General features: G+C 39.9%; 13 protein-coding genes and 1 pseudogene. 3 read left to right on the top strand and 11 right to left on the bottom strand.

The annotated features are described in order from the left end of the window. Window positions 1-550 precede the first annotated feature (550 nt). The 6 genes and pseudogenes from ACW0TQ_RS09460 to pgsB all read right to left on the bottom strand — a co-directional run bounded on the left by ACW0TQ_RS09460 (window position 551) and on the right by pgsB (window position 6,248). Window positions 551-1,179, bottom strand: a pseudogene (locus tag ACW0TQ_RS09460) (LysE family translocator). Between the two features lie 303 nt (window positions 1,180-1,482). Beyond that, entirely contained in the window at window positions 1,483-1,782 is a 300-nt protein-coding gene (locus tag ACW0TQ_RS09455) for a hypothetical protein (RefSeq protein ID WP_042532880.1), read from the bottom strand. Window positions 1,783-1,802: 20 nt separating this feature from the next. Beyond that, on the bottom strand, window positions 1,803-3,446 hold the full coding sequence (locus ACW0TQ_RS09450) for a gamma-glutamyltransferase family protein (RefSeq protein WP_455725604.1): 1,644 nt from the start codon (window positions 3,444-3,446) through the stop codon (window positions 1,803-1,805). After that, window positions 3,436-4,599: a CapA family protein gene (locus ACW0TQ_RS09445; protein WP_042532877.1), complete on the bottom strand. Its 1,164-nt coding sequence runs from the start codon at window positions 4,597-4,599 to the stop codon at window positions 3,436-3,438. The genes ACW0TQ_RS09450 and ACW0TQ_RS09445 overlap by 11 nt, the downstream gene beginning before the upstream one ends. A gap of 11 nt (window positions 4,600-4,610) precedes the next feature. Next, window positions 4,611-5,060 carry a poly-gamma-glutamate biosynthesis protein PgsC gene (gene pgsC / locus ACW0TQ_RS09440; RefSeq protein WP_042532875.1) on the bottom strand — a complete coding sequence of 150 codons (450 nt, stop codon included), beginning with the start codon at window positions 5,058-5,060 and terminating at the stop codon, window positions 4,611-4,613. A gap of 12 nt (window positions 5,061-5,072) precedes the next feature. Further along, a complete protein-coding gene (gene pgsB / locus ACW0TQ_RS09435) occupies window positions 5,073-6,248 on the bottom strand; it encodes a poly-gamma-glutamate synthase PgsB (RefSeq protein ID WP_193064991.1) in 1,176 nt (391 codons plus the stop codon). 822 nt (window positions 6,249-7,070) lie between these two features. On the opposite strand from pgsB, the gene ACW0TQ_RS09430 reads away from it, so the two are divergent. Together ACW0TQ_RS09430 and ACW0TQ_RS09425 are read left to right on the top strand one after the other, a co-directional pair. Further along, on the top strand, window positions 7,071-7,505 hold the full coding sequence (locus tag ACW0TQ_RS09430; RefSeq protein ID WP_042532871.1) for a YndM family protein: 435 nt from the start codon (window positions 7,071-7,073) through the stop codon (window positions 7,503-7,505). A gap of 115 nt (window positions 7,506-7,620) precedes the next feature. Beyond that, window positions 7,621-8,187, top strand: coding sequence for a spore coat protein (locus ACW0TQ_RS09425; protein ID WP_193064992.1), 567 nt, complete (start codon window positions 7,621-7,623; stop codon window positions 8,185-8,187). A 60-nt stretch (window positions 8,188-8,247) separates the two neighbouring features. Here the strand turns inward: ACW0TQ_RS09425 and ACW0TQ_RS09420 are convergent, their stop codons facing one another. From ACW0TQ_RS09420 to ACW0TQ_RS09410, 3 genes are all read right to left on the bottom strand, one after another. Next, the gene (locus ACW0TQ_RS09420; protein WP_042532867.1) at window positions 8,248-8,796 is read right to left on the bottom strand and encodes a GNAT family N-acetyltransferase; all 549 of its coding nucleotides are present in this window, start codon (window positions 8,794-8,796) and stop codon (window positions 8,248-8,250) included. 4 nt (window positions 8,797-8,800) lie between these two features. Beyond that, window positions 8,801-9,406: a TetR/AcrR family transcriptional regulator gene (locus tag ACW0TQ_RS09415; protein WP_042532866.1), complete on the bottom strand. Its 606-nt coding sequence runs from the start codon at window positions 9,404-9,406 to the stop codon at window positions 8,801-8,803. Between the two features lie 209 nt (window positions 9,407-9,615). Beyond that, a complete protein-coding gene (locus tag ACW0TQ_RS09410; RefSeq protein ID WP_042532864.1) occupies window positions 9,616-10,470 on the bottom strand; it encodes an MBL fold metallo-hydrolase in 855 nt (284 codons plus the stop codon). A gap of 257 nt (window positions 10,471-10,727) precedes the next feature. On the opposite strand from ACW0TQ_RS09410, the gene ACW0TQ_RS09405 reads away from it, so the two are divergent. After that, the gene (locus tag ACW0TQ_RS09405) at window positions 10,728-11,108 is read left to right on the top strand and encodes a hypothetical protein (RefSeq protein WP_042532863.1); all 381 of its coding nucleotides are present in this window, start codon (window positions 10,728-10,730) and stop codon (window positions 11,106-11,108) included. A 31-nt stretch (window positions 11,109-11,139) separates the two neighbouring features. On the opposite strand, the gene ACW0TQ_RS09400 is transcribed toward ACW0TQ_RS09405, so the two are convergent. Together ACW0TQ_RS09400 and ACW0TQ_RS09395 are read right to left on the bottom strand one after the other, a co-directional pair. Then, entirely contained in the window at window positions 11,140-12,663 is a 1,524-nt protein-coding gene (locus tag ACW0TQ_RS09400; RefSeq protein ID WP_455725603.1) for a DHA2 family efflux MFS transporter permease subunit, read from the bottom strand. A gap of 164 nt (window positions 12,664-12,827) precedes the next feature. Next, a complete protein-coding gene (locus tag ACW0TQ_RS09395; RefSeq protein WP_455725602.1) occupies window positions 12,828-13,715 on the bottom strand; it encodes a TetR/AcrR family transcriptional regulator in 888 nt (295 codons plus the stop codon). Window positions 13,716-14,323: the final 608 nt, after the last annotated feature.

Here is a 14,323-nt window from a genome sequence, read left to right as displayed (position 1 = left end):
TTAAAACATCTGTGTTCTCGCCGAAGAGATGTCCGCTCCGGGAAGTGGCTTTCCGTGGGCAACGGCTTAGCCTCCTCGAAAGAAAAGCCCTTTCTGCGGGATCTTCACCTGTTGCTTTTCCCGCAGGAGTCGACTTCCCTCCGCTTCCATCTAAGAAGAAATATGTATCATTTGATTTCTTACAAAAAATTGAAGCTAATTTTAGAGACGGTTTTGATGGGCGAGTAATCGCTATCCCAGGGGGAAGACCCCGCAGAAAAAAGCGTACTTCTTTTTATACCCTCGGGGCATAAGTGCGACTATGCTTCTGTCTGCGCCTGTCGGCAAGTCTTCTTTAAAGGAGATGATCTCGGGGTCCATGGAAAGTGGAATATATTTTTACTCACCCCCATGAACCCCGTTGGAGCGGCTATATTCAGCATTTTTATATACTTTCCTATTCTTAAAAAAAGAAAGCCTGTGAATCAAAAATGACTTTCTTTACGATGCAATTCAGCTTTAAGTACAATAATTCCGCTATCTATATAGTTTAATTAGGTCAGCCGCTGACTTAAATCCTATCGGTTATAACCTTAAAAAATTCATAAACAAAATACCCGGAAAAACCAATTAGTACGATACCGGCAATAATAGAAAATCCTTTGATCATTGCCCGGTTCATTACTTTCCGCGTTGTAGCTACAATCGCCAGCAAACCGATATCATGCAGTAAAATTCCTGTTAAAATCCCAGCAGCAATAAGTAAGAAATTGGATGGCTGCTCTGGATTATATGTGTTACTTAAAACAGCTCCAAAAACACTCAGCCAAAATACAACGTTTCCTGGCGAAATAGCCACAAGGAATCCATTTCGGAGGAGCGTATGGATTTAGCCGGTTTTTCCCCTGCCAATGTAATATCATTATCAGCATTTTTAATCGATTCATAACCAATCAGAAATAAAAAGACTGCGCCAATCAGCCACATAGGGATTTGTATAAAAGGTAATTGCAGAATAGATGCTAAACCTAAATAAAGCGCAGCAATCAAAACAAAATCGATTGTCATTCCGCCTAACCCCACAGCCCAGCCATGCATAAACCCATTTTTAAGCCCCTGCTTTATCATTTCAACGGTAATCGCTCCCACTGGCATTGCAATAGCAAGTCCTGCTATCACATATGTAAAAAATAATGCCATATCATTCGTTCCTCCCAAAAAGAAAATATTTTCTATCATACTATAAAACACAATAAATGTATATCTATACATTTCCTTTTATATTTATTCTTTCCGAAAAGGCGAAAAACTGCTTTCTGATGGTAAATATAAGTTAACACTCTCTGAATATCCTTTTAAAGAAAAAAAGATATAATTTATTAACACCCACCTTCTGATTGCCCGAATAAACCTCACTTTTAAAATACATAAAACGAATATGATGAATTACTCATTGCGCATATAAAAAAGAGGTTCAATATATGAACCTCTTTTTCTATCATTTTATTCCTCAGCTTCAGAAGTGTCCGTATTGTTATCTTCATTTTGCTCATCATCTTGTTCTTCTTCATTTTGCTCTTCATCATTTTCGTCATTATTTGCGTTGGCAACGTTATTTTCAGCCTGTTCTTCTTCCGGAGCATCAGCAGACTCGGAATCTGCCGCTTCAGCATCCGCAACATAATTTCGAATTTGATATCGTTCTGTGTCAGACAGGTCGTCCCATTGTTTGTAATTGGTCATGAATGTTAAAGCAAGAACAAGCAGCAAAATTGGCGTAATGCCAGTTATTATTTTCTTCACTTTTCCTTCCTCCTGTTAGATTAATCATTGACTTGCACTATACCGTTTCTCCGGTTATCTGCCACACCATAAATAGAATTAGATTCATCATCGATAACAAGTGCCTGAATTCCTCCATAAAAATCGTGTTCCGTTTGATTGTAGATTTCATAGCCTCGGGCCCTCAGACCTGATTGAATATCGGTATCTAACTCGCCTTCTGTGAAAATATCATTATCTTCAATATAGAATCTATCATCCTCGACGGCATCTTCAAGTGTTTCATCAAACATCAAATATTTTACGAGCACTTGTGTCATTACCATCGGTATCCTTTTACCGCCTGGCGAGCCAATACCAATCATCCGGTCACCATTTGTCAAAATGGTTGGACTCGTGAAGCTTCTTGGTGTTTTTCCTGGCTCAATACTATTTAATGATTCATCCCTTTGACTGAAGTTTTCCATTTGATTATTCATGAAAAACCCGCCTACATCGTCACCGGAGCCAAAGAAATTCCCTAAGGTATGCGTTGCTGATACCATTGTACCATCTCGATCGACAATGACAAAATGTGTCGTATTATCGTGGTCTTCTTCATCGGATACCGAATCATTCACTTCATAGTCCTCGGATAATTCATCGAGTGAAATCGTGTCGGCCATCTGCTGTGTATGCTCAGGTGATGTCAGTTCATCAGCAGACATGGCGTCCGTAAAGAATCTGTCCCCCACATTTTCAACACGGTCATCATAGGACCGTTTGGAAATTTCTCCAATCAGATGCATATAATCTCTTTGATTATTCTCCGTCGACCCGATATTTAACTGCTCTGCCATTTGCAGAGACTGAATCAATGTAACCCCTGCTAACGGAGGCGGCGCAGAATATACATCATATCCGGCAAAGGTGCCATGCGCAGCTTCGGTTGTTTCTGCAGTATAACTGCTTAAATCTTCTGCTGTTAATGTTTCCTCATGTTCTAAGATTTGATCTGCAATTGGTCCATTATAAAAAGCATCTGCTCCGCCTTCCTGAATTTGCTGTAATGTTTCCGCTAATTCAGGCTGTACCAATGTATCGCCTGCTTCTAATATGTCATTATCCGGGAAAAATTGTTCCAGCTCTGGAACATTCATCCGGTAAGAGCCTTTACTAAGCCTGTCTACCAAATGGCCGTCAACTTGAAATCCTTCCTCCGCATAGTCAATTGCCGGCTGGATCAAGTCCTGCATGTCCAACGTACCTAAATCCTTATTGAGATCCTCCATTCCCCTTACTAAACCTGGAATAGCAAAGGTTTCCGGTTCTGCACCTGATTCTGGTGCCGTTTCACGGTACTCATAAACGGTAGGCTCCTCTGCATCATGCGGGTAGACCAGCATCTCTCCGCCGCCGCCGATGCCTGAACCATAGGGCTCTACAACGCCAAGCACGTAGGAAACGACTACTGCCGCATCTGCTGCGTTCCCGCCTTCTTCCAATACTTTATTCCCTGCTTCTACTGCTAATGGATGCGAAGCGCTCACACCATATCCTTCTGACGAATTGATTGTCTCCGATTGTTCGACACCATAATCAGTCGTTGTCGTATCCGATTCAAACATTCCTTGCTGAGCATAAACAAATACCAGCCCTGCTACGACAATAACTCCCAGTATAATCATAAGTTTTTTATTGCCCATTATCAGAACTCCTTCCTTCTAAAACATCAGAATGATCCACTTCCAGAATCAGCTTCCCATCTTCTTTTTCAAAATTCTCTTCCGGCTGATTATTCATTAATTGCATATGAATTTTCATTTGATTGTATTTGTTTTCTGTTACATAAGGCTGTGCTCCATCTATACGCAGCGGCGTAATCTCAAACCTGCCTGTCCCGTCGCTTAATAGATCATACTGTACAATCGCACTATCCTTTGTCCTGGACCAGCCCTGGTCAAAAACAAAGTTGCCCAGCCCGTAAAAAATAACACCATCTTTATATTTTTCCACTTCTGATAACACGTGCGAGTGATGTCCAATAATAGCATCTGCGCCGGCATCAATCATTGCCCTTGCTAACTCGGTCTGTCTCGGGTGCGGCTGATTATCATATTCAACCCCCCAATGCATGTTCACAAAAACAAGGTCTGCTTCCTGCTTCGCTTCTTCAATCATTGGGAAAATATTATCCGGCAACGAACGGGCTACGCCTGCCCGGTAACCGAGCGCTGAGAAGCCCTCTACAAGCGCATCTGTATAACCAAGTGTTGCAATTCTTATTCCATTCACGTCCTGATAATCAACAGCAGTTGCTTCTTCTACATTTTCCCCGGCACCAACATGGGCTAAACCTGCACTATCAAGTGCCGAAATCGTATCAGTCAGTCCTTCTGCGCCATAATCCATCATATGGTTATTAGCCAGATTGAGCATGGTAAAATTCATTTCTGCTAAAGCTTGAGCTGCCTCTTCACCCGTATGTAGATGAATTCGTTTATCTATTTGCTCATAATTATCTTCATCTTGCAATAAAATCGGATTCTCAAAATTACCAGACACATAATCCGCATTGTCAAAGAAAGGCTTCACTTTTTCAAATGGATAGGTTACTCCGTATCTCTCTGTCACATCTTCCACGTGACGGCCAAACATGATGTCACCGACAAAAGTAGCTGTCAGCTCTGAATCATCTCTGCTGTCAACCTGTGCTACATCTGGTGAAAAGAAGATTTTATGTCCGATAATGAAGACAACAACAATAGCTAAACCGATGGCTACATGTTTACCGGCAGATTTTTTATGACGTTTCCCCATCCGTAATATTTTTTCTTGATATGTTAATTTTTTAGACATATTAACCCTTCCTATATGATGTAATAAACGCTTAAAATAACAAAAGTAAGTCCACCTAATAGAAGCGAACTCCCGATAGTAATAATGGCTCCTTGTTTTTGAATGGTATTGGCGATAAGACCGGGTACAATAACCCCAATCCCTCTAAACTCCAATATTTCAAACGGGAGCACCGGATAGGTATAATCGAGGAGCAGCTTCAACACAATCCCTACGGATAACATAGCAGCAAATTTTCTGCGTCCATAGAGCAGGACAATGCGTGAAAGTCCGTATGTCACAATAACATATGTTAAAAGACTGATACCAAAAATAACGGCAATAAAGATAGGCTGGTCAAAAACCAGTGCTAAATATCCAGGCACAACCAGTCCAGCCGGGACAATGCCGGTTTTCTCTGAAAAAAGTAAGCTTAGAATAACTCCAAGCACGAGTGCAATATATAAATCTGAGCCAAACATTCTATGATCCTCCTATTTCTCTGTTTCTGTGCCGGCATGGAATTTTTCAACTAATGGTTCGGCAGCACCGTGGATATTCCCTATTCCATAAATCATATTATCTGAAGATATCTCGATTAATGTTTCATAGATTTCATCCGTTGATTTCCCTTGAAGATCCATTACTTGATTAACTTCCAGTTTGCCAGATTTCACAGCATTCTTAATCGGGTCGGCCTTCTCCCCAATCAATACAAGCACATGCATCGGCAGGTGCGGCAATACATCATCCACAAATTGAATGGTCCGGTCCACACGGTCTGCCCGGCAGTTCATTACGATAATCGGGTTCTTCGCCGGATACCCTAATGACGCTACATTCTTCCAAATGTTAATGGTAGAAACAGAGTCATTGGCCGCAAAACCGTTAACGAAATAAGTTTCGGAACCTTCATGGCTCACCTGCTTAATCCACATCGCGCCCGGATCCGGCTGCGCCTTAAGCATTCCGCGAAATGCTGTTTCTTCATCAATATCCAATGCTTCCGCAACTGCTAAAGCGAGCGAAGCATTTTCCGGGAAAATCATATAATCGAATTTGCGTAAATATGCATCCGGAATTTTGCTGTTATCGGCCACAATCACTTTCGTGTTTCTTTTCGCTGCTTCTTGTTTAAAATACTCTACATAAGGACCTTCAGAGATAATTAAATGCCCATTATGCGGAATCGTCGCTGTAAAGGCTTCGGCAATCTCATCTAATGTCGGTCCCATCACGTCCATATGGTCTTCCAGCACATTAACAATTACACCAATATTCGCTTGGAGCAGCTTCTCCTGAAAAACAATTTGATAATCCGGGTTAACCGCCATACACTCACTTACCAACGCCTCGGCGCCCAAATCGGCTGCTTTTTTCACAACGATTTTCTGTTCACGGATATTCGGACCCTCAGGACGTCGGACAATAGGCTCTTCCTCCGGCGTATTCCAGTAAATCATCCTTGCTGAAGTACCAGTCGTTTTCCCGATGGTCTTATACCCCGCTTCTTTAATAATACCTGTAATCAGCCGCGTTACTGTTGATTTCCCACGGATTCCATTCACATTCACCCGAATCGGCAAAGCATTCACATGCTTTTTATGCGAATTCCACTCCATGATACCGATAACCAGTACAATAACGAGCACAATTGGAATCAATAACATAACTATACCCTTCCTTTATCATTCATCAAATCATGAAAATCGCAGAATTTCATTTCGCAATCATCAGCTGTCATGTTTAGACACACTTTGACAACACGTTAGACATTTTAACAAAAAAAATAAGTGTTACTAGGAAAAATCCTTTTTTTTATTCTATTTGTAATCTGCGTGACTAAACTGACTTTCAAATGTAATGTATTGTAATTTTATAAAATTTATGTCGATTACTCCTGCTATTTTTCAAGACTTTCTAATCTATTATATCAATTTTTATAGCATTGTCGTTTTTCAAATCCCTTCTTACACTTTATTCGCAGAAAAAAGTAATACAGGAGAATTTATCCAGTTGATGCACTGACCATAAGATGACCTTGATGAAAGCACACGCACGAAAACCGATATCGAATCATTCACATAATCAAAACCGTTATATAGCAGGAGTCTGCCGGTCTATAGTTTTCAATTCCAACAAAATTAATATTCCGATAATCAGCAAGTCGATAATTGTAAAAGAAGGGGTACTAAAAAATCAAAAAATGACGCATCAAAGTTAAGAAAATTCCGCCAAAAATGACAGCGTACAAAATGAATTGGTTTAATATACCACGTTCGAGCGAATTCTAAACCAACTGAATCACAATAAAAGAAACACTTTGACTGAGACAAATAAGCTGTACTTGTTATGAAATATACCGAGTTACTGCATAAACACTAGGATTAGAGAGCAAAATACAGTTATTAATAAAGGCGAACTTCATTGAGCAGGAGATTTTTTCTGATGAATGAGACTCTGATAATAAAAATGGAAAGGAAGGTGATTAGATGAAATACGTTTTAGCATTCTTCATTAAATTAGTTCTGACAACAGGAATATTATGGGTCACTTTAGGTTTGCTTTTTCAAATTTCTTTCAGCAGCTTGATGATAACCAGTTTGATTTTAACTGCCGTTGCATTTGCAGGTGATATGCTGATTCTTCCCAGAATAGGGAGCATAGCAGCTGCAGTAGGTGATTTTGCACTTGCTTATATCGGCATCTGGGGAATTGGCGCTTTACTGTATGACAATGCACTTTCTGTGGATGGAGCGGCATTAATAGCTGCTTTTCTAATTACAATAAGTGAACTTTTTTATCATCGATATTTGCGTAATTTTGTGTTTGATCATGTAGATGGAGAGGAGAACCACATTAATTCGGATAGCTTGCAAACAGAAGTAAGTGAAGAATTTTATGCTAAAAAAGACAAAAACAAATAAAAAACTATTTCGGCCTTATCATTTTTGCAAGTTTTTCCCGTCAACGCCTGAAAGTATAAATTAAGTCTAACGGCAAAGCATAAGAGAAATAGGAAAATAATAAGGAGTGATTCCCATGAAGTTAGCCTCTCATGAATTACATGAGCTAAGCGAGCTGATTGCAGGGTGTTATAATACAATATCTTGCATGGCAGGCTTTATTAATCAAGCCCAAGACCCTGAATTGAAGGAATTATTACAAAGGCACTTCCCGTTACATGTACAAGACTATAATCTAAAAGTAGAATTTGTTCAAAGCGAAACAACACCGGATATTACAAAATTTCAGCCTGCTCAAATAAATCCGATGTTAGCATCCTACACGCAGGCTCCCATTTCAGAATTTCCTGCTGCAACGCCGCGAACAGAAGTACAGCAGCATACCGACCGTGAAATTGCTACAGCTTATCTGCTTAATCAGAAGAGTTCTGCAAAAAATTATGGTAATGCTTCTGTAGAATGCGCTAACCCGGATTTAAGAACGTTTTTGGAACATGCCTTTTTGAACAGCAATCACCATGCTTACGAGGTTTGGCAGTATATGACAAAAAAAGGCTATTACCCATTAATGGCCGCACCGGATTATGCTATTCAGACGATAGCTTCTATCTACCAGCCAGTTGAGCAGCCGCCTCAATTATAAAAACAATTAAAAACCAGGAGCAGACTTCCAGTTTCTCGCTCCTGATTTTTTAACGAACGGCTACACTATCTTTTTTCTCTCAAAATACTCTCTTTGCAAAATTCCCATATGAATCATATCGTACCACTTCCCGTCCCGAAATAGAGCCTCTCTGCTTTTCCCTTCCAATTCAAAACCAAGCTTCTTATATAGATGAATTGCCCGCTGATTAAAGGAAAACACCCGTAAGGATATCCGGTGCAGATTCAGTTCAAGAAAAGCATAATCAAGCAGCAATTCCATCCCTTCTGCCCCGTAGCCCTTTCCCCAATATGCTTTCTCACCAATATCAATAATACATTCTGCGTTCCGGTTTTTATGATCCATGTGAATGAGAGAGACAATCCCAATAGCCGTATCCTTTTGCTTATCAACCATCATATACCCTTTTGACGTGTCCGATTTTAAAATAGCATACTCTACAAAATCCTCGGTAGCTTTTATTGGATATACATCTAAAGCAGGACTGGTTGAATGCATGACCTCTACATCATTTCTCCATTTATGATAAAGCTCTGTATCCTCTTTGGTCATCTTTCTCAATCTAAGCCTTGCAGATTCAAATAACATGCAATCACTCCTTATATAGTAATTTTTCCAAAGTAAAGCACAGAATGGATAATTGTTCCTGTACTTTTGTTTGTTTCATCCCCAGCTGAAAAGTATCGAGCATCAGTCCATTCAAAAAAGAAATCATATATCTGGAAATTCGCTCTGGTGACTGCTGCAGCTGAAATTCTTTCTTTTGTTCGCCAAGCATCAGTACTTCTTCTATCGCTTCTGTTATTTCATCGTAACGCTGGGATACATAAGAAAAATCATCTTTATGCTGTTGCGAGGTTAAAAAGAATTCGGCTTTTGCCTGAAGCAAAGACTGATTGATATTTTCAATAACCTGCTGCTGCATTTCCAGCCATCGCTGAATCTGCGGCCAAATCTGTTCGTCATTTGAGACTTCAAAAAACGCCACATCTTTTTGGTCGTCTTCTCTCAACACTTCCAAAAAAACATGCTCCAGATTATTAAAATAACGGTACATTGCTCCCCTTGATATACCTGCTTCATCCATGATATCCTGCATCGATGTTTGCACATAACCTTTCTTGATAAAGACCTTTTTCGCAGCTTGAACCAAGTTCCTTATCTTTTCTTCCTTATAAGCCTCACTTACTTTAGGCATCGAATCACCTCGGTTACAATCATTAAAATATACAACAGTGTCGTTTATTTTATTATAACGACACTGTTGTATATTTTCAAATTCGAGCTATACTGCTTTTTGTTCAGCCAGAAAGATGGCGTGATCATATAAAAAGATTGCTGAATTATATAATCCAGCAACCTTTTTTTAATAACCGTATTTCATTCTCTAATTAGCCCTCTGCGCTATTACTGTTCATCGTCCACATATCTCCCGAAATCAGGAACAGCTGTCTGATCAAATGTTTTTACTAATTTCTTCAGTCCTTCAGACAGTTCCTCCTCGTACATCGGTTCTCCGTGCCCCGTTATTGCTATTGCTGGTTTTAAGGCTTCCAGCGTTTGAACCGATTTCTTTGCTGCTTCCCAATCTGTTGTAAAATATCTCGGCGGTCCGTGTATTTCTCTGTCCTGTACCATTACTTTATATAAGGAATCCTGTTTCACAGTAATAAAAGCATCTCCAGCAATCAGTATTCGATCGGATTCTCTATATAAGGAAATATGTCCCGGAGAGTGTCCTGGGGTGTGTATCCATTTCCAGCCAGGCATCTCCGGCACACTTTCATCAGCCGGAAGCTCCGCTATACTGCTTCCAATGTCAATGGGCTCATTAGGAAACATGGAAGAAGCTTTAGCAACCAGCCCGCCCTCCACACTCGGATCCGGCTCGGGATAACTCTTTTTTCCAGTCAGGAATGGAAGCTCCAGCTTATGGGCGTAGACAGGGACATTCCAATGCTTCACTAAATTAACCAGTCCCCCTACATGATCAAAATGACCATGTGTTAAAATAATTGCTTTTGGCCTGCTGTTCTTGCCGAAGCGTTCCTCTGTCACAGCCATAATTTTATCCGCTGATTTCGGCATACCCGCGTCAATCAACACAAAGCTTTTTGTTTCTGGATCTTGCACGAAACAAATATTAACAATTTGGATAGTATGACAATAGATGTCTGACAAAACTTCTGTACCTGCACCGCTGTTCACAGACGTGGCCGGAATATATTTATAATCCGCTCCGTAAGAAAGGTTCTGATCCATTTTTTATCTCCTCCTAATATGTCATCATTTGAATGAATATATAGATACCTTTCCTTTGCATTACATTTTTATCCCTTTTGGTGAAAGATTTTTACATTTTTTCTGGATAAAGGTTTATAGCAGTCCTGCTGGGCAATGCGTTTTAATAATTATTTTCTCTGCTAAGATTTTCCATTATTTAACTAAAAATCAACCGAGGCTGAACCATCGAATTTTTAAAAAATATGTTATATTAAAACAGAGAAAGGAGTTTTACCATGTCTAAAAAGATTTTGATGATTGCTCTGACATTATTGAGTGCAATCGTCTGTATTTTATTAGCTGCGCGGCAGCCGACAGGTCCCAATACCATTTCCTATGATGATCTTGGCGGTTTATTTATTTCCATAGGGATGGTCGTCGTGTTATTTTTACCGCCCCTTCTTTTATCATTCTTCCATCATGTGGTGGTAAGAACTATTTCAGCAATTTATCAAGCCTTGATTGCCATTTCTTTTACCGGGCTTATTTTGGGAAGCTTTTTTGCATCGACGGGTGCGGCCGTTACGATTACAGCAATCATCGGAACGATTTTAAGTATTACAAGTATTTTTGTAACCCTTTATGCAGGAAAAACAAAAAATACATATAGCTTCTAAAATGGATTGGATAATTATCTTATCCATTTTTTTATGACGAAAATTCTTTTATATTAAGAAACATTTTTTCCTGTACAAGATTATCCTGTTGCAACTCTGGATTTTCCTCCTGCGTTGTTCTGCCGCGTTTAATAAAGAATGATAAAATCAACCCGATAACTGCAAATACCGTAGATACCATAAAGGCATCATTGATTCCCTGAACTTGCGCAAGGTTAGCTGCATGCAGCATATCCTGCTGGTTTGCAGGATTAAAATGGTTATCTGCAATAATACCTTCTATACTGTTTTTAGCCTGGTTCGTCATAACTGTTACTAAAAATGCCGTACCTATGGCTCCTGCTACAGAACGGACTGTGTTAACCATAGCCGTGCCATGCGGATGAAGCCTTTGTGGCAGCTGATTTAATCCAGCCGTCATAATAGGCATCATAATCATAGACATGCCGAACATACGAATGGTGTAAATGACAATCAGGTACGAATAGCTTGTTGTATCGGTAAGCTGTGTAAATAAATAGGTTGTTACGACAGTTATCGCTAAACCGAAAACAGCAAGCGGACGTGCACCAATTCGATCAAACACCTTACCAGTGATCGGCGACATAATCCCCATTACTACCGCTCCCGGCATCAACATCAAACCGGAGTTCATCGGGCTGACACCTAAGACATTTTGTAAATATAGCGGAATCAGCAGCATTGGAGCAAACATAGCTACCGTAATTGCTATATTAATCACCGTGGTCAGAGAAAAAATACGGTCCTTGAACACTCGGAAATCCAACATAGGGACATCTGCCTTTAATTCACGTAACACAAATAAAATTAATCCAACAAAGCCGACAACTAATCCTGTGATTACTGTTGCATCTGTCCATCCGTTTGTACCCGCTGTACTGAAGCCGTATAAAATACCGCCAAACCCAAGGGTAGATAGAATAACTGCTATCACATCAATATCCGGGAAGGTCTGTTTTGTAACATTTTTCAAGAAAATAGCTCCAAGAATAATTGTTAAAACAGCAATTGGGAAAATGATATAGAATAGTAATCTCCATGAGTAATGTTCTACTACAAAGCCGGATAACGTCGGACCGACCGCTGGCGCGAAGATAATCGCAATACCAATAATCCCCATCGCTCCTCCGCGTTTTTCAACCGGAAACAGTGCCAGAACCACGGTTGTTAATAGCGGCATTATAATCCCTGCGCCGACTGCCTGAATAATACGTCCCGCCATCAATATAGGGAAATCTGGTGCAATCCCGCAAATTAATGTTCCCAGCGCAAATAAGCTAATTGCTGTTAAAAACAGCTGTCTTGTTGAAAATTTCTCCATTAAAAATGCCGTAATCGGAATAAGCACCCCATTAACCAGCATAAACCCTGTCGTAATCCATTGTGCTGTACTTTCTACAATATCTAAATCCTCCATTATTGAAGGCAATGCTACATTCATCAATGTCTGATTCAAGAGCGATACAAATGCGCCCAAAATGATAACAGCAAGAATGGGCCCCTTTTTTATATTGTTCATTGTTGATTCAGCCATAATACTTTCTCATCTCCTATTTCTTTTACAATTCTTTTTTCAACTAATTCCAGTCATTGATCTGGAAGATACAGCTTCACTTATTCCGCATCACAAAAGAAAAAGAATGTTAAAAAAATCACATTCCAATCCTTTCTTCTTATCTACTTCGTTTTTAAAAACGGCTACACGGTCTGCAATGTTTTTAAAAATACTTCTATCCGGTGCACAAGCGGCTGACATTCTTCTATCTCAGCTAAAAACAAAAGTAATGATTTAACCAAAAACGTTCTGGGTTTATTTTCATGGATTTCTGCTTGTAAAGATTGTACGGCTGCAGCATACTCTTCTTTTTCCTCATCATACAGCGCCGATTTCTTTATTTTCTTCTCCAGTTCTTCCAAAAGCTGATTGATTTGCTGTTCTGGAGATTTCGGTTCCAGGTCTGCTTGAAAAGCCTCGTATTCTTTCATTTCCAAAGGTGTCAACACAGGTTCTGCCTCTGTTGTATGCTGCACAATCGTATCAAACCGCTCCACAACAAAACGGGCAACATCTTCAAAATCAAGCTCCTTGTGATCTCGAAAAATCAAGGTAGTATACTCTTTTAATGTCCCCTGAAACATCAGTGCCAGGTCCCAGATGTACGGCTCTACTTGGCTTCCATAAGCCTCCATAAAGCAATCCTTATACCAATTCATCATCGTGATTCGGATTCGTTTCATAAGCAAAGAAATTTTCGGATTGTCATGTGGAGGCAATGCAGTCAGTAACATACTCAAGTAATCTTTATTTTCACGAATCCCGTCAAACTGTACAACCACCTTTTGAATCAGCTTTTCTTTTGGAAGCAGGGAGGCATCCAGATTGAGATTTTCAGCCTGCTCCAGCATTTTCCGGTGATTGTGACGGATTACCTGTATCAATAAATCTTCTTTTGAATCAAAAAAATTATATAATGTCCCTTTGGAAATTCTGCAGTCATTAGCAATTTCCTGAACCGATGTAGCAGCATATCCTTTTTTAGAAAAAAGATGAATTGCGGATTGCATAATTTCTTCTTTTTTATCCATTATTTATCCCCTTTTTAAAATACATCTCTTCCACTTTTTGCTTTCTGATATCCCTGTTTCCTAAAATCAACTAGATTATATTACCGTTAGCTTTCTTTCATCCATATGACCACTAAGTCAAATTAGTACTATTAAGTCACTGACATATTATAATTGACCAATTGGTTTTTTGTCAACTACTCAGTTCTATCATAATTAGACGAGAGGATCCCCAACCTCAAGGCAGGCTAACGTCGCAACGTCCTGGGGTTGCGATTACTCACCCCATCGAAAAGAGTTGTTGCAACGCCTGCACTAGTACATCCTGGGACTGCGATTACTCGTCCCATCGAAAACATTTGTACGTTGGAATATGCAGGGTGAACCCCAATGAGTAGATGGGAGGTGAATTGCTTTTTTGTATTTACGAACATAAGTTTGCATGGTATAATGTTCTTGAAAGACGCTCTTTGAAAACGGAACATAGCAGGTTGTGGCGAGAATCGTTGCTTTGCCACGTAAAATGTTCAAGCCAAACATGGCAGCCAGGACACACAAACGTGTGAACCTCATATAGGCTGAAACGTAATCTCAGGAGGCAGGACCAATAGGCTAGCGGGGTTGGGTGT

The sequence above is a fragment of the Oceanobacillus sp. M60 genome (genome assembly GCF_053839645.1).
This window is presented reverse-complemented; position numbering and strand designations above follow the sequence as displayed.